Annotated in this window: 20 protein-coding genes; 19 read left to right on the top strand and 1 reads right to left on the bottom strand. The window is 71.6% G+C overall.

Features of this window, described 5'->3' with window-relative positions; genetic code table 11:
* The first annotated feature begins 51 nt into the window (after window positions 1-51).
* From BG482_RS07715 to BG482_RS07635, 17 genes are all read left to right on the top strand, one after another.
* Window positions 52-1,590 carry a tryptophan halogenase family protein gene (locus BG482_RS07715; RefSeq protein ID WP_069768138.1) on the top strand — a complete coding sequence of 513 codons (1,539 nt, stop codon included), beginning with the start codon at window positions 52-54 and terminating at the stop codon, window positions 1,588-1,590.
* A 24-nt stretch (window positions 1,591-1,614) separates the two neighbouring features.
* Window positions 1,615-2,145 carry a flavin reductase family protein gene (locus BG482_RS07710; protein ID WP_218108777.1) on the top strand — a complete coding sequence of 177 codons (531 nt, stop codon included), beginning with the start codon at window positions 1,615-1,617 and terminating at the stop codon, window positions 2,143-2,145.
* Between the two features lie 100 nt (window positions 2,146-2,245).
* The gene (locus tag BG482_RS07705; protein ID WP_256096293.1) at window positions 2,246-3,130 is read left to right on the top strand and encodes a hypothetical protein; all 885 of its coding nucleotides are present in this window, start codon (window positions 2,246-2,248) and stop codon (window positions 3,128-3,130) included.
* On the top strand, window positions 3,127-4,533 hold the full coding sequence (locus BG482_RS07700) for an amino acid permease (protein ID WP_069768137.1): 1,407 nt from the start codon (window positions 3,127-3,129) through the stop codon (window positions 4,531-4,533). The genes BG482_RS07705 and BG482_RS07700 overlap by 4 nt, the downstream gene beginning before the upstream one ends.
* A 6-nt stretch (window positions 4,534-4,539) precedes the next feature.
* The gene (locus tag BG482_RS07695) at window positions 4,540-5,805 is read left to right on the top strand and encodes an ATP-grasp domain-containing protein (RefSeq protein WP_069768136.1); all 1,266 of its coding nucleotides are present in this window, start codon (window positions 4,540-4,542) and stop codon (window positions 5,803-5,805) included.
* Between the two features lie 30 nt (window positions 5,806-5,835).
* Complete coding sequence (locus BG482_RS07690) at window positions 5,836-7,104, top strand: ATP-grasp domain-containing protein (protein WP_069768135.1); 1,269 nt, start codon at window positions 5,836-5,838, stop codon at window positions 7,102-7,104.
* On the top strand, window positions 7,101-8,366 hold the full coding sequence (locus tag BG482_RS07685; RefSeq protein ID WP_069768134.1) for an ATP-grasp domain-containing protein: 1,266 nt from the start codon (window positions 7,101-7,103) through the stop codon (window positions 8,364-8,366). The genes BG482_RS07690 and BG482_RS07685 overlap by 4 nt, the downstream gene beginning before the upstream one ends.
* A gap of 31 nt (window positions 8,367-8,397) precedes the next feature.
* The gene (locus BG482_RS45785) at window positions 8,398-10,902 is read left to right on the top strand and encodes a PEP/pyruvate-binding domain-containing protein (RefSeq protein WP_069768133.1); all 2,505 of its coding nucleotides are present in this window, start codon (window positions 8,398-8,400) and stop codon (window positions 10,900-10,902) included.
* Window positions 10,899-12,137, top strand: a complete 1,239-nt coding sequence (locus BG482_RS07675; protein WP_069768132.1) for a hypothetical protein — start codon at window positions 10,899-10,901, stop codon at window positions 12,135-12,137. Before BG482_RS45785 ends, BG482_RS07675 begins: the two co-directional genes overlap by 4 nt.
* Before the next feature lies 1 nt (window position 12,138).
* Window positions 12,139-12,921 (top strand): TIGR01458 family HAD-type hydrolase, encoded by a 783-nt coding sequence (locus BG482_RS07670; RefSeq protein WP_069768131.1) that lies wholly within the window; start codon window positions 12,139-12,141, stop codon window positions 12,919-12,921.
* On the top strand, window positions 12,918-15,794 hold the full coding sequence (locus tag BG482_RS45010) for a DUF6001 family protein (RefSeq protein ID WP_069768130.1): 2,877 nt from the start codon (window positions 12,918-12,920) through the stop codon (window positions 15,792-15,794). The genes BG482_RS07670 and BG482_RS45010 overlap by 4 nt, the downstream gene beginning before the upstream one ends.
* Window positions 15,791-16,360, top strand: coding sequence for a DUF6031 family protein (locus tag BG482_RS07660; protein ID WP_069768129.1), 570 nt, complete (start codon window positions 15,791-15,793; stop codon window positions 16,358-16,360). Before BG482_RS45010 ends, BG482_RS07660 begins: the two co-directional genes overlap by 4 nt.
* 26 nt (window positions 16,361-16,386) lie before the next feature.
* On the top strand, window positions 16,387-16,833 hold the full coding sequence (locus tag BG482_RS07655) for an SRPBCC family protein (RefSeq protein WP_069768128.1): 447 nt from the start codon (window positions 16,387-16,389) through the stop codon (window positions 16,831-16,833).
* The gene (locus BG482_RS07650) at window positions 16,830-17,915 is read left to right on the top strand and encodes a hypothetical protein (RefSeq protein ID WP_069768127.1); all 1,086 of its coding nucleotides are present in this window, start codon (window positions 16,830-16,832) and stop codon (window positions 17,913-17,915) included. The genes BG482_RS07655 and BG482_RS07650 overlap by 4 nt, the downstream gene beginning before the upstream one ends.
* Window positions 17,912-18,457, top strand: coding sequence for an AAA family ATPase (locus BG482_RS07645; RefSeq protein ID WP_069768126.1), 546 nt, complete (start codon window positions 17,912-17,914; stop codon window positions 18,455-18,457). The genes BG482_RS07650 and BG482_RS07645 overlap by 4 nt, the downstream gene beginning before the upstream one ends.
* Window positions 18,454-19,038 (top strand): deoxycytidine triphosphate deaminase, encoded by a 585-nt coding sequence (locus tag BG482_RS07640; RefSeq protein WP_256096292.1) that lies wholly within the window; start codon window positions 18,454-18,456, stop codon window positions 19,036-19,038. The genes BG482_RS07645 and BG482_RS07640 overlap by 4 nt, the downstream gene beginning before the upstream one ends.
* A 6-nt stretch (window positions 19,039-19,044) precedes the next feature.
* A complete protein-coding gene (locus tag BG482_RS07635; RefSeq protein ID WP_069768125.1) occupies window positions 19,045-20,403 on the top strand; it encodes a cation:proton antiporter in 1,359 nt (452 codons plus the stop codon).
* Between the two features lie 125 nt (window positions 20,404-20,528).
* Here BG482_RS07635 and BG482_RS07630 read toward each other — a convergent pair whose 3' ends face one another.
* On the bottom strand, window positions 20,529-20,711 hold the full coding sequence (locus BG482_RS07630; RefSeq protein ID WP_069768124.1) for a hypothetical protein: 183 nt from the start codon (window positions 20,709-20,711) through the stop codon (window positions 20,529-20,531).
* 269 nt (window positions 20,712-20,980) lie between these two features.
* On the opposite strand from BG482_RS07630, the gene BG482_RS07625 reads away from it, so the two are divergent.
* The gene (locus BG482_RS07625; RefSeq protein ID WP_069768123.1) at window positions 20,981-21,904 is read left to right on the top strand and encodes a helix-turn-helix transcriptional regulator; all 924 of its coding nucleotides are present in this window, start codon (window positions 20,981-20,983) and stop codon (window positions 21,902-21,904) included.
* A gap of 210 nt (window positions 21,905-22,114) precedes the next feature.
* The gene (locus BG482_RS40655; RefSeq protein WP_079141659.1) at window positions 22,115-22,822 is read left to right on the top strand and encodes a response regulator transcription factor; all 708 of its coding nucleotides are present in this window, start codon (window positions 22,115-22,117) and stop codon (window positions 22,820-22,822) included.
* Window positions 22,823-22,844: the final 22 nt, after the last annotated feature.

Below are 22,844 nucleotides of genomic sequence, written 5' to 3'. Positions count from 1 at the left end.
CGGCCGGCAGCCCGGCAGCAGACAGAGCACGCGAACGCAAAGGGGAAATCGGTGATTGATTCCGTAGTGATCGTCGGCGGTGGCACCGCGGGCTGGATGACGGCCTCCTACCTGAAGGCCGCCTTCGACGACCGTCTGAAGGTGACCCTGGTCGAGTCCGAGCGGGTGACCCGCATCGGCGTCGGCGAGGCCACGTTCAGCACGGTCCGGCACTTCTTCGACTACCTCGGCCTCGACGAGAGCGAGTGGCTGCCGAAGTGCGCCGGCGGTTACAAGCTGGGCATCCGCTTCGAGAACTGGCGAGGCCCCGGCCAGCACTTCTACCACCCCTTCGAGCGGCTGCGGTCCGCCGACGGCTTCTCCCTCGCCGACTGGTGGCTGCGCATCGGCGACCGCAGTCGTCCCTTCGACCGGCAGTGCTTCATCACCACGGCACTGTGCGAGGCCAAGCGCTCGCCCCGGCTCATGGACGGCTCCCTGTTCTCCATGGACCTGGACGGCTCGCTGGGCCGCTCGACCCTGGAGGAGCAGCGCGCCCAGTTCCCGTACGCCTACCACTTCGACGCCGACCTGGTGGCGAAGTTCCTCGCCGAGTACAGCACCGACCGCGGCGTACGGCATGTGATCGACGACGTGGTGGAGGTCGGTCAGGACGAGCGCGGCTGGCTCAGCCATGTCACGACCAAGGAGCACGGCCGGATCGAGGGCGACCTGTTCATCGACTGCACCGGGTTCCGGGGCCTGCTGATCAACAAGACGCTGGGCGAGACGTTCGAGTCGTTCAACGACGTGCTGCCGAACAACCGGGCCGTGGCCCTGCGGGTGCCCCGTGAGCACGCCACGGAGATGAACCCGTACACCACCGCGACGGCCATGGACGCGGGCTGGATCTGGACGATCCCGCTCTTCAGGCGCAACGGCAACGGCTATGTCTACTCGGACGAGTACATCACCCCGGAGGAGGCCGAGCAGACCCTGCGGGACTTCGTCGGTCCCGGTCACGAGGACCTGGAGGCGAACCACATCCGCATGCGGATCGGCCGCAATGACCGGTCGTGGGTGAAGAACTGCGTGGCGATCGGCCTGGCCAGCGCCTTCGTCGAACCGCTGGAGTCCACCGGCATCTTCTTCATCCAGCACGGCATCGAGCAGCTGGTGAAGCACTTCCCGGACGAGCACTGGGACCCGCAGTTGGCGGCCGACTACAACAGCCGGGTCGCGCATGTCGTGGACGGCGTCAAGGAGTTCCTGGTACTGCACTACGCGGCCGCCACCCGGGAGGACACGCCGTACTGGAAGGAGGCCAAGGTCCGGGCCATGCCCGAGGGCCTCAAGGAGCGGCTCGCGTCGGCCCGTTCGCATCTGCTGGACGAGGAGTCCATCTACCCGTACTACCACGGCTTCGAGTCGTACTCGTGGAACGCGATGCTCATGGGCCTGGGCCTGGAGCCGGCCGGGCCGCGTCCCGCGCTCGCGCACCTCGACCCGGCCGGCGCCGAACGGGAGTTCGCCCGGCTGAAGGAGGAGGCCGACCAGATGGTCGCGGCGCTGCCCAGCTGCTACCAGTACCTGGCCTCGCTCCACGCCTGACGAGCCGAGAGGCGAGTGAGCAAGGTGAGCACACACACCGTGACCGGCTCCGCCGACGCCGTGGAACACGACCGGTTCCGGGGCCTGATGAGGTCCTTCCCGACCGGTGTCGCCGTGGTGACCGCGGTGGACCGCAAGGGCCGGCCGCATGGCCTGACCTGTACGTCGCTGAGCAGCGTCACCCTCGATCCGCCCAGCCTGCTGGTCTGCCTGAACACCGCGAGCGGCACCCTGCGGGCGCTGCGCGACAGCGGCGCCTTCACCGTCAACCTGCTGCACGCGCGCGGCTTGGACGCGGCGAAGATCTTCTCCTCGCCGGCCGAGGACAGGTTCACCCGGGTCGGCTGGCGGCCGGGGCCGCGGCTCGGGCAGCCCTGGCTGGAAGAGGACGCCTTCGCCTTCGCGGAGTGCCGGCTGTCGGCCACCACCGTCGTCGGCACGCACGCGGTCGTCTTCGGCGAGGTCGTCCACGTGGAGCAGCGGACGGACTCCCCCCTGCTGTACGGGCAGCAGCGCTTCTCCCACTGGCCGGTGGAGGAGCACGCCGCGCCCTGACCCCGGGCGTCCGCCCGACCCGTGCGGGCCGGGCGGACGCCCGGGGGACGGCGGACCGCACGCCCGTCCGTCCGACCGATCGTCCGAAGGAGACACCAGATTGACTGCCATCACCACCACCCTCGCCCCCTCCGGCGGCGGCGCGAACGCCCCCGCCCTCGGCGGCTGGAGCGGTGACGCGGACTACTTCCGGTTCCAGGAACACCAGGGCTATCAGCCACAGGCGGTGCTCGACGTGCTGCGCGGGAAGGTCCTCGGCGCCGTGTTCCGCGGCATGGTCCCGGCCGCCGTCTGCACCGAACTGGCCGAGCGTTTCTGGCGAAACGGCGAGGCCCGCAGCCGGGACGGCGAGGCTCCCGTCCGGTACATCGGCGCCTACCACTACCACAAGACCACGCGGACCTATCTCGACGAGTGCGCCGAGGTCGAGGCGGCCCTGGACGACGTCCTGGCCGTCGAGGGCGACCCGCTGACCGTGTTCTACGACGGACTCGCCGGCGCCCTCGCCCCCGAGGGCGGGACGGTCCGGCGGGCCGCCCACGAGGGCCGGGAGGCCTGCCGGGGCGTGCTGCGCTCCTGGTTCGGACGCGGCGAGTTCGCCCTGCTGCCGCACGAGGACCGCGGCCAGTGCGGCGAGCCGCAGCAGGCGGACTTCGAGATCCAGCGCACGGCGGACCACCAGATCTGCGCTCTCAACATCTGCCTGGAGAACGGGGCCGGCGGCCGTCTCGGCGTGTGGAACATCCAGCCCGACGAGAACAGCAAGCGCCGGCTGGGCACCGTGTACACCGGCTCCCCGTACCCCGTCGAGGCGCTGGCGGGCGTCGAGAGCGCCTGGCTGACGATCGACCCGGGCGACGTCTACGTCTTCAACGGCTCGCACGTGCACGCCGTGGAGCCGAGCGAAGCCGCCGACGTGCGCCGTACGACGCTCTCGGGGCTGTTCGGGTTCATCGACGACACGACGGTGGTCTCCTGGACATGAGCGTTCACTCACCCGTCGACGACCGCTCGACCGCCGTCCCGGCCCCGGACGCGGGCGGACTGCGCCGCTCCCTGTCCGGCCGGCAGATCGGCATGATCTCCATCGGCGGCACCATCGGCACCGGTCTCTTCCTCGGTTCGGGACTGGCCATCTCACTGGCCGGTCCGGCGGTCGTGGTGGCCTACGCGGCCGGCGCCGTCGTCGCGATCCTGCTCGCCTACGCCCTGGCCGAGATGACGGTGGCACACCCGGAGGCCGGCGGATTCGGCGCCGTCACCCGCCGGTATCTCGGGCCGCTCATGGGCTTCGTACAACGGTGGATCTACTGGACGACGCAGGTGATCATCAGCGGCAGCGAGATGGTCGCGGTGGGTCTGTACGTCCGCTACTGGTGGCCGCAGGTTCCGCTCTGGGCGGCCGTGAGCGCCTTCGGCCTGCTCATCCTCGTGGTGAACCTCGCCTCGGTGCGGCTGTTCGGCGAGGTGGAGTACTGGTCCGCGATGATCAAGGTGACGGTCATCGTGCTCTTCATCGGCTGCGGACTCGCCTACGTGTTCCTCGGCCTTCCGGGGCACCCGGCGACCGGTGTGTCCGCCTGGACCGACGACGGCGGCTTCGCCCCGCACGGGATCACGGGCGTGGTCCTCGCCCTGACCATCGTCACCCTGAGCTACGGCGGGGTGGAGGCGTTCGCGCTGAGCGCGGCCGAGTCCCGCGACCCGGCCCGGGATCTGCCGCGCGCCGCCCGTGGCACCGTGGCCCGGCTGGTGCTGTTCTACCTGCTGTCCACGTCCGTCCTGCTGTCCATCGTGCCCTGGCGGGAGGCCGCGGGCGCGCACGGCGTCGAACAGAGTCCGTTCGTGCGGCTCTTCGACGTGGCCGGGGTGCCGGCCGCGGCCGGGGTGATGAACTTCGTCGTCCTGACCGCCGCCCTGTCCGCCGCCAACTCCCAGCTCTACATCGCCTCCCGCACCGTGTACTCGCTCGCCCAGGACGGGTGCGCCCCGGCCCTTCTGGCCCGGGTCGGGCGGCGGGGCACTCCGGCCGCCGCCGTGCTGGCCTCGGCCGCCGGGCTCGCGCTCGCCGGCGTGGTCTCCGCGGTCTCGCCCGACGACGCGTTTCAACTGCTGCTCGGCATCGGGCTGTTCGGCGGCATGGCCACCTGGCTGATCATCTTCGCCAGCCATCTCGCGTTCCGGGCCCGGCGGCCCGCCGACGGGCCGCCCCGGCCGGCCGTCAGCCTTCCGGGAGCGCCGTTCTCCACGGTCGCGGCCATGGTGTTCGTCGTGGGCGTGCTGGTCGCCTCCGCCTTCACCGGCCCCTTCGCCATCGCCTGGAAGGTCGGGCTGCCCTTCCTCGTGTTCCTGGCCCTCCTCCACCCGCTCGTCCGAAGGAAGAAGTGACCGACCATGGCCCCTGCCCGAGTCGTCGTCATCGTCGACGCCTACTCCACCCAGCGCCATCTCGCCCCCCTGTTCAAGGAACGCGGTTACACCTGCGTCCACGTCCAGAGCACCCCGGTGATCCCGCCGCTGGTCCGGCACACCTTCCTGGAGGAGAACTTCAGCGCCAACATCGTGCACGCGGGCGATGTCGAGGCCACTCTGCGGGCCCTCGGCGAGATCGGGCCCGAGGTGCTGATACCCGGCATGGAGAGCGGGGTCGAACTGGCCGACACGCTCGCCGAGGCGCTGGGCCTGCGCTCCAACGGCACCGCGCTCAGCCCGGCCAGACGCGACAAGTACCTCATGGTCGAGACCGTGCGGGCGGCCGGGGTGCCGGCCGCCGAGCAGATCCGCGCCACCACGTGGGACGAGATCGCCGAGTGGTACGACGCGATCGGCGGCGGCCGGGTCGTCCTCAAGCCGCTCAAGAGCTCCGGCAACGACGGTGTGGCGTTCTGCGACACCGAGGAGGAACTGGCGGCCGCCTTCCGCTCGGTCGTCGGCCACCTCAGCGCCCTGGACCTGGTCAACGAGGCGGTCGTGGTCCAGGAGTACCTGGAGGGCGTGGAGTACTACGTCAACTCGGTGAGCCTCGACGGCGTCCACTACGCCTGCGACATCTGGAAGACCCAGCACCTCGACGTCAACGGGGTCCGCGACCTGCTGGGCGGATCCCATCTGCTGCCCAGCACCGGCCCGGAGCAGTCGTTGCTCACGGAGTACGCCTTCTCCGTGCTGGACGCCCTCGGCATCCGCAACGGCCCCGCGCACACCGAGCTGAAGCTCACTCCGAAGGGCCCGCGCCTGGTCGAGACCGGCGCCCGGATCTGCGGGGCGGATCTGCCCGTGCTCACCGGCAAGGCGATCGGGGCGAGCCAGCTGGAGTGGACCGTCGACGCGTATCTGGATCCGGACGGGTTCAAGGAGCGGGCGGCCAGCCCGTACGAGATCAAGCGGCACGCCGTCTGCGTCAACATGATCGCCCCCGCTTCCGGAACCCTGCGACGGCTGCCGCGGATGGACGAGCTGCGCGGGCTGGAGAGCTATCACGACGTGCTGATGCGCGTGCGGCCGGGCGGCCCGGTCAGCCGGACCGTCAACGACTTCACCTACCCGATGCTGGTCCACCTGCTGCACGAGGTGGAGGGCTACGTCCTGCGCGACTACGCCACCGCGCGCTACCTGGACGGCGCCGGCTTCTACGACCTGGAACCCTCGCCCGGCCACTGACGGCACCTCAGAAGAATCTGGAGAACCCCCATGGGCACACACGCCCCCGGCGACGCGGAGCGGCCCGAGCTGCTGCTGCTGATCGGTCCCGGGATGCAACTGTTCCGCGAGTACCTCTTCCGGTCCATCAGCACGCGCTACCGCCTGCACCTGCTCAACACGGCCGGCCCCACCTGGGAGACGCCGTACCTGAGCGGGCACAGCGTGGTCGCGGACATGGGCGCGGAGACGCTGACGGCGGCCGCGCAGAAGGTCGCCGCCGAGGAGCCCGTGGCGGGTGTGCTGTCCTGGGACGAGGCGCGCATCCTTTCGGCCGCGCACGTCGCCGCCGCCCTCGGGCTGCCGGGCGGTGAGGTGGACGCCGTCGAGCGCTGCCGCGACAAGTTCCTCACCCGCGGGGCACTCGCCGGGGCGGGCGTGCCGCAACCCGCGTTCCAGCTGGTGGCGGACGTGCACGAGGCACTGGCCGCCGCGGACCGCATCGGGTACCCGGTGGTCCTCAAGCCGCGCAATGCGGCCGCGAGTTACGGCGTCGTACTGGTCGCCGGCCCGGCCGAGCTGGCCGACCGCTTCCCGTTCTCCCACGAGGCGACCGTCCCCGACGCGCCACGCCACGAGAGCGCCGTCCTGGTCGAGGAGTATCTCGACGCACCCGAGATCAGCGTCGACGCGGTCGTCCACCGCGGTGAGGTCACGCCGCTGTACGTGGTCCGCAAGCAGACCGGGTTCCCGCCCTACTTCGAGGAGACCGGTCATCTGCTGGACGGCGGCGACCCGCTGCTGGCCGACCGGAGCCTTCTGACCGCGCTGCGCGACACCCACCGGGCCCTCGGTTACCGGGACGGCTGGACCCACACCGAGTTCAAGCTCACCACCGACGGCCCCAAGGTCATCGAGGTCAACGGCCGGCTCGGCGGCGACCTCATCCCGCATCTCGGCGCCCTCGCCACCGGGACCGACCCCGGCCTGGCCGCCGCGGCCGTCGCCTGCGGGCGTCCGCCGCGCACCGCGCGCAGCCGGACGCTCGTCGCCGGCATCCGGTTCTTCTACCCGGAGGCCGACGACACCGTGATCGAGTCGGTGTCCTTCGACGAGGACGCCCTGGCCCCGTCGGTCAGCTCCGCCGTCGTCGTGGCCCGGCCCGGCGATGTCGTGTCGCCGCCGCCCAAGGGCATCACCTTCGGGCGCATCGCCTTCGCCACCGCACTGGCCGACGGCGCCGACAAGTGCCGTGCCGCCCTCGACAGCGCCGAGCGCGCGCTGCGGGTCCGCACGGCCCCCGCGGGAGGCACCGGATGACCGAGGCCACCCATGTCGTCGTCGGGTTCGGCAACCTCGCCGCCGAACTCGACCGGCATCTCACCGACGCCCGGCTGCTGGTGCTGGAGGAGCCGGAGATCATCGACGCCCGCGGGGTGGGCGCCCGGGTGACCGCGCTGCCGTCCGCCGTCGGACTGCTGCCCGCGCCGACCCAGAGCGAGGACGACGCGGACCTCACGGCGCTGATCGGGCAGGTCCCCCGCCCGGACGGGGTCCAGGCCGTCATCCCCGTGAACGAGTACGCCGTCGTCGCCGCCGCCGCACTCGCCGAGGCCTGGGGTCTGCCCGGGGCCGGTGTCCGCGCGGCTCGCGCCTTCCGCGACAAGGCCCGGCTCCGCACGGCCGTCGCGGACACGGGAATCCGGCAGCCCGACTGGCGGCTGGTCGACGGCCCCGCCGAGGTGGAGGACTTCCGGTCCCGGCACGGCGGCGCCTGTGTGCTCAAACCGGCCAACCGCCAGGCCAGCCTCGGGGTCAGCCTGCTCGACGCGGGAGACCCGGTCGAGGCCGCCTGGCGCAGCACGGTCGACGTGGACGAGACCCTCACCCGCACCGGACGGGTGCCCGCGGCCCGCTACCTGGCCGAACAGCGGCTGTACGGGCCCGAGGTCAGCGTGGAGGCGCTGGTCCAGGACGGCGGGATCGTCTTCGAGAACGTCACCGCGAAGACCGTCCAGGCCGGCGCCAAACCGGTGGAGCTCGGCCAGGGCGTGCCCGCGGTCCTTCCCGCACCGGTCACCGCGGCCCTCGCCGCCGGTGTCCGCGACCTGGTCCGGGGCACCGGGTTCCGCAGCGGGGTGCTGCACGCGGAGTGGATCCTCGTCGACGGCACCGATCCGCACCTCGTCGAGTGCGCGGCCCGCCTGCCCGGCGACAACATCCCGCACCTGATCGGACTGGCCTACGACACCAGTCTGTTCCGCGCCTACGCCGCCGTCCTCGAAGGGCGCGTGCCCAAGCTGCCCGACCGGCCGGCCCGCGGGGCCGCCATCCGGTTCCTCACCGCGCCGCCAGGCATCGTGCAGGCCGTCACGGGCCGGGAGGAGACGGCCCTGCTGCCCGGCGTCCACGAGGTGGAGATCGATGTGGCGCCCGGCGACCGCATCGACCCGGTGACCAGTTCCTGGCAGCGGTCCGGGCATGTGACGGCGACGGCCGAGGACGGCCCGGCGGCCGTCGCCCGAGCCGAGCACCTGGCCGCACGCATACAAATCAGCACCGAACGGCCGCCGTCCCCCTGATCGCACCCCTCTCGCATTCACAGGAGTCTCCGTGATTCTGACGGGCAACGAGATCGAGCGTGAATGGGCCAATGGGCGCATCACCATTGAGCCGTTCACGCCGGAGCAGGTCAATCCGAACAGCTACAACTTCCGCCTCGGGCGCACCCTGCGGGTCTACCGCAACCTGCCGCTCGACGCGAAGCAGACCAACGAGTTCGACGAGATCGAGATACCCGACGAAGGCTATGTACTGGAGCCGGGGCGGCTGTATCTCGCGCACACCATCGAGGTGCTGGGCAGCAAGGTGTACGCGCCGACCTTCGCGGCACGTTCCTCGGTGGCTCGGCTCGGCATCTTCATCAACCTTTCGGCGAGCCTGGGCGACATCGGCTTCACCGGTCAGTGGACGCTGCAGCTCTACACCCTGAACCGGGTACGGGTGTACCCGGGCATCAACATCGGCCAGATGATGTGGTGGCGTCCGCAGGGCGAGATCCTGCTGTACGACGGCAAGTACCAGGGGTCCGTGGGGCCCCGGTCCAGCGACATCCACATCGACATCGACAAGCAGTTCGCCCGGCAGCGGTTCCCCGGTCTGGGCGCCAGTGTCGAGGTGTCCGAAGTCGGACCGAAGTTCGCCCAGTTGGCGGCCCACAGCCGCGAGCATCGGGTGCCGGTGGCCTTCTGCGTCCCCGCCGGGGAGTTCGCCGATGCGCTGACCGAGCAGCAGCGGACGGACCTGGCGGACGCGTTCGTCGATCTGCGGGCCACCGTCGGCGCCTTCTACACCGACTCCGTCGAACGCATCGCCAAGATCGGCGCGCAGGTCCGGCTTCCGGACAAGGCCCGGACCCTGCTCGCCACCCGGCTGCAGGACGTCTTCAAGGACGCGGCGGGCGCCGAACTGGCCGTGCGTTCCTCGGGCATCGAGGAGGACACCGCGGCGTCCAGCCTGGCCGGGGTGCATCACACCGTCCTGGGCGTTACCGGGGCGGACGAGGCCGCCGCCGCCGTGGAGCGCTGCTGGGCGTCGTACTACGAGCCCGCCGCCGTCGCGGCCCGGGTGCGCGCCGGCAACTTCGACCCCCTCCCCCGGCTCGCGGTGATCGTGCAGGCCCTGGTGCGGCCGACGGTCGCGGGGGTGGCCTTCACCGGCCTGGACGCGGACACCGGGGACCAGGTCATCGTGGAGTACCTGGAGGGACTGGCGGACGAGCTGGTCGCCGGTGTCGCGGTGCCGACGCGCGTCACCTCCGACCGTCCGGTCCCGGCCGCCGATCCGCACCGGGCCGTGCTGGAGGAGGTGATCGGGCTGGCCCGCGCGCTGAAGGAGAGCCGCGGGCACGACGTCGACGTCGAATGGGCCGCCGACGACACGGGCGTGCACCTGTTGCAGGTCCGCCCGGTGACCGCCTCGCGCCGGTCCGCGCACACCGATCCCGAGCCGCGGATCGAGGCGCACAGCCTCTACTTCGACGAGCTGCCCGCCGGGTTCCACCTCGGTGAGGTCGCCGCCGTCTACGGCACGTACGTCGCCAAGCGCGGCCCCGCCTACCGGCTGGCCAGGGACAACGGCGTCACGGTCGGCGCCGGCTGGGTGCTGCGGTACAACGGGCGCGGCCTGCACGACGAGACGGCCGGGGCCCGCCTGTCCGCGACGCTCGCCGAGGGCGGCTCCGAGGAGTGCGTGCTGGACTTCGGCGACACGCTGCGGCAGATCGTGGTGCCCAAGAAGGAGGTCGTCGCCTGTCTGGCGCAGGCCAGCGGCGCCGCCGCAGAGGCCACGGAACTGCACACGGTCGTCGTCCGCGACTTCCACCGCGGACGGCTCGGGGTGATCTCCCGCCCGGCCGGCGAGGGTCTGGTGGTCGAGTTCACTCCGGACGGGCTCATGGCCCTCAACCGCGGTACCGCCGGCGGCGAGACCGTCCTGGTGCGCGACCTGGGCCGGGAGCCGACGGACCCGGACAACGTGTCCGTGGCGCCCGGCGGGGAGGCGCTGCTGCCGCATCTGGCCGGCATCGCCCGGTTCACGACGGCGATGCACGAAGCGCACGGTCCGCTCACCCTGGAGTGGGTCCTCGACGGCGACCAGGTGTACTTCGTCGACTACTCGCTGCTCGGCTCGCACGACACGGTCACCGTGTCCGGCGGGGGCGTGCTCATCTCGCCCGGCACCGCCCGCGGTCCGCTGCTGCGCCTGGACGACGAGGACGAGCTGCTCGCCCGGCTCTCGATCGGTCCGGCGGTCAGCGTGGACAAGTCCCAGGACGTCGGCGAGCACGAGGCCATGGCCCGTGTCATCGACCGGGTCGCGGCGTGCGACGGCCCTCCGGTCGTGTACGCCTGCCGCCCCTACGCCGTGCTCTCCGTCCTCATCGGCCGGGTCGCGGGCTTCGTCTTCGAACAGGGCTCGACCCTCGGCCATCTGGCGATCCTGCTCCGGGAGGCCGGCGTCCCGGCGGTGGCGGCGGGCGGGGCGATCGACGGGACCGAAGTGGTCATCAGCGACGGAACGGTCACCACGGCCGGCCGTAAAGGAGAACGGCGATGACGGACAACACGCTCACGGCGCGGCGGGCCTGGCTGGTGCTGGGCGGACTGCACCTGCTGAACGGCACGGCGCCCCTGCGGGGTTCGGACCCCGTGGTGCTGGTTCCGCTGGCCCGCCCGGTGGAGACGGACTGGCCCAGCAACACGATCGTGGTCGGCTGGAACGACCTTGACGGCGTCGAGCTGAAGGCCCGCACGGTCGACGGATCTCGGCGGCACAGCGCGCTCGCGGACGGCGCGGCGCTCTTCCCGGGCATGCAGCCGGGCGGCGCGTTGCGAGCCGCGGTCACCGCGGTGACCGGTCTCCCGCCCGGTGAACAGGGCCCGCTGGTACCGCTGTTCTACGTCAGCGGCGACGCGGCCGGGGTGCATGTCCACAGCCAGGTGCGGTTCCTCGCCGAGGACGCCTGCTTCATCCGGGTCACCCCCGAACCGGTCGCCGTCGGCGCCGGCCCCGAGGAGCTGACCTGGCTGGCCGGCGCGGTCGAGGCGCACGCCGAGCAGTTCCTGTTCCTCAACAACCACCAGCGCTACTACCGCAAGTGCTTCGGCGGCAACGAGCTGGAGTACAAGTACACGCTGGCCCCTCCCGTCGACTCCTGGGGCCTGACGCTGGAGCTGTATCGCCGGGTCCGCGGCGGGGAACTGCCCGGTCACGCCATGGAGTACCGGGACGAGTTCCAGGCGTGGGACTACCTCAACCACCTGTTCGAGGTGACCGGGCCCGAGGCCGAGCGCGGGTACGTGTCCTTCATCCCCACCACGGACGGCAAGCACCTCGTCAAGCGCAAGTGGTACGCCGAGGACACGTTCAACCGCCGCGAGACCCACACCTACGGAGTGCAGGTCGAGGACGACGGCGGGTTCGAGCGTTACGTCGAGGAGGAGCTGAAGGTCCAGGCGGTACGGATGCCGTCGTTCCGGCGGGTGCGCTACGACATCAACTTCGAGTCCGTGCGCACCGGCCACGTCTACGGGATCTTCTTCGACCACTGCAGCCTGGTGGCGGACCGGGACGTCGTCCTCAACCAGTGCGAGCTGGAGTATCTGCGCAGCCGTACCGCCGTCGAACCCGACGAGGCCGCGGCGCTGGCCGAGATGGAGGAGATCGCCTCCTGGCTGGAGGGCTTTTTGCGGGAGCACGGCCAGGACGCCACCCGGGGCTACTACTCCAAGCGCACCTTCCTCAAGGACGTCGTGGCGGCCCGCCCCTCGCTGTCCGGCGCGGTGAGCTGACGTGACGTCCACCTCTCCCGTCGCCGTGCTGCTCGATCTGGAGGGCACCCTGTACGCCGAGGGCGCGCCGGTGCCCGGCGCGGCGGAGGCCGTGGCCGGCCTGCGCGCGCTGGGTCTCGGGCTGCGATTCCTCACCAACACCGACTCCCAGCCGTCCGAGGACATCCTCGCCATGCTCGCGGGCCTCGGGCTGCAGGTGCGCGAGGAGGAGCTGTTCACGCCGGTCTCGGCGGCGCGTGCCCACCTCGCGGGCACTCCGGACGCCCGGGTCCGTCCGCTGGTGTCCCGGGCGCTGCGGGCCGAGTTCGACGCCGCGGACAGCGGTCCGTACACGCACGTCCTGGTCGGCGACTGCCGGGACACCCTTGACTACCCGTCGCTGGACGAGGCGTTCCGGGCGGTCCGCACCGGGGCCGAGCTGCTGGCGCTGCAGCGCGGCCGCTATTTCAAGCGCGCCGACGGCGACCACCTGGACACGGGCGCGGTCGTTGCGGCCCTGGAGTACGCGGCGGGGGTCTCCGCGCGGGTCCTCGGCAAGCCCTCGGCCTCGTTCTTCGCGCTGGCCGCCGCGTCGCTGGGCACGGAACCGGGCGGTTGCGTCGTCGTCGGCGACGACGCGACCACGGACATCGCGGGCGGACGGGCCGCCGGACTGCGTACCGTCCAGGTCCGCACCGGGAAGTACGCCGACCAGCTCGCGGAGAGCGGCCACCCGCGGGCCGACCACGTCGTCGACTCCATCGCCGACGTGCCCGCCCTGCTGGGGGAGTTGACCGCGGCATGACCGTGTACTGGGTGGTGTGGGACGCGGCGGCGCACTGGGTGGTGGACCGGCTGGAACGGGAGGGCGCGCTGCCCGCCGTCAGCCGGCTGCGCCGCCAGGGCCTGTTCGCGGCGGCCCGCCCGGCCCGGCCCAACTGCCAGACCCCGCCGTCCCTGGCCACGCTGTTCACCGGGAGCTGGCCCCGCGACCACGGCGTGACGGGGTTCACGGTGCCCGGCGGGCGGGGCGGCGAGCCGTGGAGCGAGGTCAGCGGGTTCTCGCCCGAGTTCCCCGCGGTGCGGCCGGTGTGGGACGCGCTCGCCCGGCGTGGTCTGCGCGGCGCCTTCGTCCACACGCCCTGGGTGTTCGACGGGTCCGGCGCCACCGGCCCGTACGTCGACGGGGCCGTCACGGCGTACGGCGACCGGCTGGTCCGGCACGCGGTGCTCGCGGTACGGCCCGGCGAGGGGCGCACCCGGCGCTGGGAGCTGGGCCCCTATGCGCTCCAGGTCCTGGACCCCGAGCCGGGCGAGCCGGTGACGGTGCGCACCCCGGACGGCACCGCCGTCGCCCTCGTCCCGGACGGTGGCTGGCGGCCCGTGCGCCTCGCCGGGGGAGCGGAGGCTCCGGGCACCTGGCTGGCGTGCGTGCAGGGCGCCGACGGGCCGCTCGTCGTCCACACCGGTGTCTGGCGGCCGCGGTTCGCGGGCGGCGACGAGCCGGTGGTGGACGCGCTGCGGTCGGCGTCCGCGTGGCCGTTCGCCGGGGAGGGCGTGGGCCCGCTCTACCGGTCCGGGGTCTTCGGGCCGCGGCTCGCCGAGGGCGGCGACGGCCGGGCGGAGGACGTGTTCCTCGGCTCCGTGGAGTGCGTGGCGCGCTCCTTCGGCGCGGCCGCGGACGCGGTGCTCGCCACGCACGGAGCCCAGCTGGTCGTCGTCTACCTGCCGATGACGGACGACGTCGGCCATGAACTGCTCGGCTGGTGCGACCGGGACAGCGCCGCGCACCGGCCGGACGTCGCGGACGCCGCCTGGGAGCGGATCACCCGCGTGTACGGGTGGGCGGACGAGATCCTCGCCCGGGTTCTCGACCGGGCCGGACCGGACGACACCGTGGTGCTGGCCGCCGACCACGGGATGGTCGGCAGCACGCACCTGGTGCATCTCAACGAACCGCTGATCCGCGCCGGTCTGGCATCCCGGGCCCCGGCCGGGGAGGTCGAACCTCGCGACTCGGCCGTCTACTACCACCCCGCGAACAACGGCTCCCTGTGGGCCGGGCCGGCGTCCACGGCGCCGGGCGCGGATCTGGCGAGGGCCATGCGCGTGCTGGCGCAGCTCACGGATCCCGACAGCGGCGCCCCGGTGGTGTCCGGTTTCCTGGACGGGGACGGCGTCCCGCTCCTCGACGGTTCCGCCGAGCACAGCGGGCCCGTGTACGTGGCGCTCGCCGACGACTACCAGCCGACGGCCGCCGCCGGTGCCGACGGACCCGTGGTCCGCCGGACCCCCAAGTCCGGCGCCCATGTCGTCAACACCGGCAGCAGCCGGCTGCACGCGGTCTTCGCGGCGCTGGGACCGGGCATCGCGCCGGCCTGCGGACCCCCGGTCGTCGACAACACCCGTCCAGCCCGGCTGGTCGCCGGACAGCTGGGGCTGCCCCTGCCGGAAACAGCCGGCACGGCGGACGGATCCCACGCACCTCACGCGCTCCCCGGGTCCGCATCACCCCACACATCCCACGCACCCCACGTATCCGACGTCTCGGCAAAGGAGCCCGTCTTGGGCGCAAGTACGGCATCACCGCTCACGCTTCCGCCGACGGACCTGGTCGCGCGGCGCGCCGCGCACGTCTCCGGCTTCCTCGCCGACCGAGGTCTGGCACCGCAGTGGCTCTCCGGCCTGATGGCGGAGCGCGTCGGCGACGGGCTGCTGCTGCTCACCAGTTCGCCCGTGCACGGCCTCGCCAACGCGACGAGCGACCTGGACTTCATCCGCATCCAGGAGGAGCCGATCAGCGGCCCCCGGATCTCCACCAAGATCTTCGAGGGCGGGCACCATCTGGAGGTGGTCTCGTTCTCGCGGGACGAACTGCAGGCGAACCTGCATCATCTGGCCGCCCTGGCCGGATGCGAACCGGCCGGCACGGTCGCCGGGTTCCGCCGCTGGGACAAGGAGCGTGAGCCGCGCCGCAAGCAGACCGAGCGGATCGTCAACGGCATCACGCTGAACGGCGAGGCACCGTTCCTGGACTGGCTTCCCGCGCTCAGCACGGTCTGGTCCCGCGCCGCGCTGCACTCCGCGCTGGAGCAGGTGGTGCACCTGTCCCTCGCGGAAGCCGCGGGCGAGCGGCGCGGCCGGGTGGGTTACGCGTTCAACGCGCTGCTGCACCTCATGGACGCGCTGCTCTCGCACCACGGCGACGTCTACACGACCCGCAAGTGGTACCTGCTGCGCTGGACCCGGACGGTCCGCACGGCCGGCTGGCGCGACGCCCGCACCGAGGCCGTCGCCTCCGAGGTCGAGCGGTTGCGCAAGCAGATCGGCGGCATGCTTCCCGCCTCCACCGACGAGCGGGCGATGGCGCCCGAGTACCTGTCGCTCGCGGAGGAGGCCGTGCGGGTGACGGAGACCGCCGCACGGATCACCGTCCGCTGCGTCCCCGTGGACGGCGTCGGCACCCATGCGTTCCTGCCCGGCGCCTCCGTGCTGCTGGCGGCGGGCGGCGGCCTGGTGCAGCCGTCCGAGGGCGAGCCGTCCGGGCAGCTCGCCCACCCGGTCCCGCTGTCCGGTCTGGCGGAGCTCGGGGCGGACCGCGCCGCATGGCTGCTGCGCTCCCTGCGGGCGGGCGCCTACCGGCTGGAGATCGGTTACGTCGAGGAGGAGACCGTATGAGCACCGCCGTCCGGGAATCCCGGCCGCAGACCGCACGAGAGGTGCCGGTGCTGCCTGGAGTGCGGGCCGGGCACGTGCTGCCCGCCGCACACGCCGTGGAGACATGGATCCAGGTGGCCTGGCTCATGCTCGCGGAGGGCCGCGCCTACATCGAGGACCTGGAGGGAGGCGCCGAGCAGCCGCAGATGCGCCAGTCGGCCAGGCTGCGCCTGCTGGAGCAGCTCGCCGACATCGACCAGCGGCTGGCCGGCCGGGTGCCGTCCGGTGACGCACACTGTCTGGCCCTCGCCCTGGAGTACGGGCTGCACGAACTGGTCGCCGCGTCGGGCCCGGAGCTCATCGAGATCTTCGGCCTGGACGAGGAGTTCGGGGCCGACTCCTGCCGGGTGGACGACATCCACGTGCTGTGGGAACGCCTGCTGGCGGCGTTCCCCGGCGAGCTGCCGGACCGGCTGGTCGCCCAGGGACAGCGGGACATGCTGGTGACCCTGCGCACCTGGGCCGCGCTGGCCCGGGGGGCCGGGCTGGACGTCGGGTTTCTGACCCCGTTCATGAAGGACGCCTGACCGGTGCGACGCGAAAGGTGGCTGTAATGCCTTTGATCCAGGCGACCACGGACCTCCCGGGAGTGCACCCTGACGAGGCCTGGACCGTACTCAAGAAGGGGGAGGCGGTGGCCTCCCGGGCGGAACACGTCCGCTCCGTGGAGCCGCTGCCGGCCCGGGGCGACGGCGCCCGCAGAACCGCGTGGCGCGTGCTGCTGAACGGCAGTGAGATCACATGGAGCCAGCGGGAGTTCGCCGAACCGGGCCCTCGGCTGCGCTTCGAGCAGGTGACCGGTGATCTCCAGGAGCTGTCCGGCGACTGGTCCGTGACCGAGGTGCCCGGCGGCTCCCGGGTCGCGCTCACCGTGGACTTCCACCTCGGAGTGGACGGGCTGGCCCCGCTGCTCGACCCGATCTGGGCCCAGTCGTTCCAGGCCCATGCCGACGCTCTGCTGCGGGCGCTGACCGTGGCCGTACGAGAGGAAAGCCCGTGACCAGCTGGCTCGACTTCATCAACACGACGGTCCGGTTCGACGTCGACCCGGCCGCGGAGAGCGCGTTCGCGCCGATACGGCGGTTCTTCCGGCACCTGATCACGGACGGCCCGCAGGACCGCCCCGGGCGGGAGACGACCTTCCGGATCGAGGTCGCCCCGTACGACCCGAGCGCGGACGTGCGCCCGGAGGTCTGGCAGTTGCCCCTGTCGGTGATCCGGCGCAGCAACGCGCGGGAATTCAACTTCGACGCCCACGTGGTGGACGAGGGCGGGCGCCGGCTGTACGTGAACCGCGCCACCCTGCTGGACGCCCCGGTCGACGTCGCCAAGGACAACGAGTTCCTGATCCGGATCACCGCCGACTCCACCGTCCAGATCATCGACTTCGTCCGCGACCTCGTCATCCGCAACGAGGAGGACCACGGCACCGTCGTGCTGCACGCCTCCGGCATCCACGACGGAGAGCGCGCGGTGATCGTCGCCGGGCCGAAGGGCGCGGGCAAGACCACCACCCTGCTCTCCGCGCTCCGCTCCCCCAAGTGGCGCTACTTCACCGGTGACAAGCTGTTCTGCACCCACGAGAACGGCAGGGTCGTGGTGCATCCGTGGCGCGACTACCCCTATGTCGGTGTCGGCACCATCCGCGCCCATGCCCGGCTCACCGAACTCGTGCGCACGCATGTCGACGCGGGGCTGGACGCCTACGCCGACTCGCACAAGATCCTCATCGATCCGGACGTCTTCGAGTCGTGGCTGGGGACGCCGTTCTCCGCCGATCCGAAGCCCCTGGCGGCGATTCTGCTGCCGGAGGTGCGGCCCGGCGAGCCACTGGCGGTGCGCGCGGTGACGGACGGCAACGAGCGCTGGGCGCAGCTGAACAAGATCGTCGACCGGCAGGTGGACACCACCTTCTTCACCTGGCAGTCCCATCTCGTCCCGGACTACCAGCACTTCTACCGGTCGCTGGCCCGGCTCCGGGAGGATCTGCCCTCCGTGGCCATGATCCGTCTGGTCGGCACGCTGGACGTCGACCCCGACGAGGTGCTGGCGCACCACGCCGGCGCGGGGGCGACGGTATGAGCGCGCTGCGGATCGCGGTGGTCGCGCCGGCCGGCACCGGGAAGTCCACCTGCGCCGGTCTGATCGCGGAGTTCGCCGGCGCCCGGGGCCTCTCCCACGCGCGGGTCAAACTCGCCGCCCCCCTGTACGACCTGCAGGCCGAGGTCTACCGGCGGGCCGGCGCGCCGCTGGCCGAGGGGGCCCAGGACCAGCTCCTGATGGAGGCGCTCGCGGACGCACTGCGCCGGATCAGACCGACCTCCCTGGCCGACGACTTCACCCGGCGGCTGGCATCGGCGCCGGCGCAGGTCGTGGTCAACGACGACCTGCGGGACCCGCATGTCGACGCACCGGTGCTGCGCGCGCACGGGTTCCGGGTGCTGCGCGTCACCTGTGACGAGGACGTCCGCCTCAAGCGCCTGGCGGAACGCGGCGATCCCACCCGCGCCGACCGCTCCACCCGGGAGATCGACCTGATCACCCCCGACGCCGTCATCGACAACAGCGGTGACCTCGATGCCTACCGCACCGCCGTCCACGACTTGTTGAGGAGCTGGCTGTGATACTCAGCGGACCCCAGATTCTTTCCGAGGTGCGGAACGGCCGCGTCCACATCGACGACTTCGACCCCGAACGCATCGAGCCGAACAGCTACGGCTTCCGGCTCGCCCCGGACATCCTCTGGTACGACGACAAGGTCATCGACTGCTTCGAACCGCCGACCGCCCACCACACCACCATGGGCGACGAGGGCATGCTCCTGGAGCCCGGCCGCTTCTACCTCGGCGGCACCATGGAGGCGATGGGCAGCCCGCACTACGCGGCCACCCTGTACGCCTGCCGGTCCGCCTCCACCCTCGGCATCTGGATCCAGTTCTCCGCCCCGCTGGGCCACAGCGGCGCGGTGTTCCCCTGGACCCTGGAGATGCAGGTCGCCCACCCGGTCCGGGTCTACCCGGGCATGGTCATCGGCAAGCTCGCGTTCTGGTCGATGCAGGGTGAACCGGTGGGCTATCGCGGCAAGTACAGCGGGTCGCGCTCGGCGGTGGCGTCCCGGCTGGCCCAGGAGGCGCCGCCGGCCGAGAACGGCGTGGAACTGCTCGCTCCGGACGCTCCGGCGCTCGTGTCGGCGGGGAAGGGCTAGGGGGAGATGGGCCAGGAGGACCTGTTCCACGTGCTGATCTCGCTGGCGCTGCTGCTGGCGGCGGCGCACGCGGCAGGCCGGCTGTTCATCCGGTTCCGGCTGCCGCGCGTGATCGGGGAGATCGGCGGCGGACTGCTGTTCGGCCCGAGCCTGCTGGGCGCGGTGGCGCCCGGCGCGCAGGCGTGGCTGTTCCCCCCTGCGGGGCCGGCCACGGTCTCGCTGCAACTGTTCTCCCAGCTCGGCGCGATCCTGCTGATGTTCATGGCCGGATCCGAGATGCGCAGCGTCTTCCGCCGGCAGGACGCCCCCGCCGTCACGGTCATCGCCGTCGTCGGCATGGTGCTGCCGTTCCTGTTCGGCGGTCTCCTGGTGACGGCCGCCGACGCCGAGCCTTTCTACGGCGCGGCGCACGAGGCGACCGCGTTCACGCTGGTCATCGCCAGCTTCGTGGCGGTGACCAGCATCCCGGTGATCTCCCGGATCATGCTGGACCTGGGCATCATCCGGACCGCCTTCGCCCGGGTCGTGCTCTCGGTCGCCGTGGTGGAGGACGTCGTCCTCAACGTGCTGCTGAGCGTCGCTCTCGGCATGGCGGACCATGGCTCCGCCGACGGGTTCGGCGCGGCAGCGCTGCTGGGGGTCGGGGCCGGCGGGGAGTCCGCCGCGTACCACGCGACCGTGTCGGTGCTCTTTCTCGCGCTCGTCGCGCTCGTCGGACGGAGGCTGGGTGCGGGCAGGGCGGCCGCGGCGGACCGCCCCCGGCGGCCGGTTCTGCCGTCCGCCGGGGTGCCGGTACTGCTGCTGCTCCTGCTGGCCGTCGCCGGGCTGTGCACGTTCCTGGGGATCACTCCGGTCTTCGGGGCGTTCGCGGTGGGTCTCTGCGTCGGTTTCGGCAGCGGCGACGACGACTCGCCGGCCCTGCGCACGGTCAGGGGTCTGGGCGACGGCCTGTTCGTCCCCGTGTACTTCGCCCTGGTCGGCCTCAAGCTGGATCTCGTCTCCCACTTCAGCCCGGCCCTGGTCACCGGCTTCCTCGTGCTGGCGTGCGCGGTGAAGGCGCTGAGCGTCTACGGCGGCGCCCGGCTGGTGGGCCATCCCCGCTCCGGGGCGGTCAACCTCGCGGTCGCCCTGAACGCCCGCGGCGGTCCCGGCATCCTCATGGCGACGCTCGCCTACGACGCACGGATCGTCAGCTCCGAGATGTTCACCACCCTGGTGCTGACCGCGATCGTCACCTCGCTGCTCGCCGGGATATGGCTGGAACGCGCACGGTCCCGGGGCGATCTGCTGGGCTCCGCGCAGCGCCTGCCGCGGCCTGCGGCCGACGCCCCCGTCGCGGTCGGGAGCGAGCCGGAACGGCGGTAGGCGGAGGGAAGACAGTCACCTCACGCGGGCGGGGCGACGGCATCCATGCCGTCGCCCCGTCTCCGTGGCTAGAGTATGTCCATGTCACGGACACCGCACCATCCGGTCGTCACATGACGGCAGGTTCAGCCCCAGCCCGTGTCGCCGGGCGCCTGCGCCAGGTTCCGCGGGGCCGAGCCCCACCCCGTGTCGGCCTGAACGGTGGCGTGCTGCGCGGGCCCGCCGGCCACCGTGCCCATGGAGACCCAGAGCGATGCGGTGAGGGCCAGCGCCACGAAAGGGTACTTCCACGCTTGCTTGAGGTTCACTTCCACTCCTCGGAATTGGATCCTTTTTCGCCACGGAATTGTTGGCTCGTCCTCGCTGCCAAAAGATTTCCGGGTCACGCACGGGCTCGTCCAGGGTTGCGCGATGGCAGCAAGTGGTCGGCACTTACAGCCCTAAGGGCATAAGGGGGAAAATGGGACAGGGCAGCCTGTTTCGAATAGCAGGGCTTAACGATGACGTAACAGGGGTGTATCTTTACGCGCTGCGCACCCGGAGTATCCGGCTCGAGGACGCCGCGGAAGATCTTGGGATGGCGCGGGCCGACCTGAAATGTGCCGTCGAACAACTCCTGGAACTGAAACTCCTGCGGCGGGGAACAGAAACCGATTCATTGCTTCCGGTACGCCCGGACATCGCCGCCGCCGACTTCTCGGCTCCGGTCGAAGAGCGAATCCACGCCCAGGAAAACCAGTTGCGCATGCTGCGCGCGCAGATGCTGTCGCTGCTGCCGGTCTACGAGGAACAGCTGACCGAGACCGGCGACCGGTCCGCCGTCGAGGTGTTCAGCGACGCGGACGAGGTGCGCGGCCTGCTGCGGATCGCGGCCTCCGAGTGCCGCGAGGAGGTGGTCACGGTCCAGCCCGGCGGGGCCAGGAACCACCGCATCCTGGCCGAGGCGCTGCCCCGCGACATCGCCATGCTCGAACGCGGCGTCCGGATGCGGGTGTTGTACCAGCACACCGCGCGCGGCGACCTGGCGACCCGGTCCTACGTCAGCAAGATCGTCAAATGCGGCGCCGAAGTGCGCACCACCGGGCAGATCGGCGAGCGGCTGATCATCTTCGACCGCAAGATCGCGTTCCTGCCCGACCGGCCGCACGGCGACAGTCCGCCCGGAGCCGCCGTCGTCCGGGAACGGGTCGTCGTCGCCTATCTGCTGCGCCTGCTGGACCAGACATGGGGAGACGCCACCCCGTTCGACGCCTCCGACCTCGGCTACCAGGGCACTGTCGAGGAGGTCAGGAGGTCGATCCTGCGACTCATGGCCCGCGGCCTGTCGGACGAGGCGGTGGCCCGGCGCATGGGGATGGCACTGCGCACCTGTCGCCGGCACATCGCCGCGATCATGCAGGACCTGGGTGTCAACAGCCGGTTCCAGGCCGGCATCGTCGCCCAGCGCAGGTGTCTGCTCGACGACGTGACCGACCTCGGCTTCACCGAGTCGGGCGGATAGCCGACCGGCCGACCGCATCCCGGGTGTCCGGATCCGGGTGTCCGGGTCCGGGTGTCGGGTCGGGGTGTCAGGGTCGGGAGACCCGGATGGCCAGTGGCGTGACACTGCAGGCCAGTTGCTGCCACCGGGGCGCGCTGGACCGGTGACAGCGAAGTGACGGACGATTGAAGCTGCGGACGTTCAACGAGAAAACACCTTGTGAGGTCCTACATGCGCGGTGCGGAATTGGCAGACGGCCTGGCAAAACGAGCTGTCGTCGCGGATGACCTGCCGCTCATCCGTTACGGTCTGCGCCTCGTCGCGGAACGGTGTGGATTCGACGCCGTGGCGGAGGTGGAGACCATCCGGGAACTCCGGTGCAGCTTTGCTTCGACGCCACCCGGGCTCCTCATCGCGGGAACCAGTCTGCACGGCATGGATCTCGTTGCCGAGATTCCGGATGCGCTCAACCGAAATCCGGGACTCCGGATTCTGGTCGCCGGTCCGCAGGGTGACATCGTCACTGCGCAGTCCGCAATACGGGCCGGCGCCCATGGATACATTCCCAAGGGCAGCAGAATCGCGGAATTGCAGTCCGCGGTCCGCGCGGTGATCGCCGGAGGCATGTACATCCACCCGCAACTCGTCGGCCAACTCCTCTACGACGAACCGGTCGAGCCCGTCGCCGGGCTGAGCCGGCGCGAACTGGACGTGCTGGAGCTGATCTCCAACGGGCTCACCAACCGCCAGATCGCCGCCCGGCTGCACATCGGCGTGCGGACGGTGGAGGAGTGCCGGGCGGTCATCCGTCGCAAGACGGGGCTGAACGACCGCAGCGAACTGACGGCCTTCGCGCGAAGGGTGACCGGGTCCCTCTTCTCCCGCGGGCAGTCGAGCCCGGCCGTCCGCCGCGCCGGAGCCCTCAGCCGCCAGGGCTGACCCGGCCCCCGGGCCGGACCGC

The organism is Streptomyces sp. LUP30 (genome assembly GCF_001746365.1).
Classification (GTDB): Bacteria; Actinomycetota; Actinomycetes; order Streptomycetales; family Streptomycetaceae; genus Streptomyces.
Note: the sequence above shows the minus strand (reverse complement) of the source record. Positions and strands in the feature narration are given on the sequence as shown.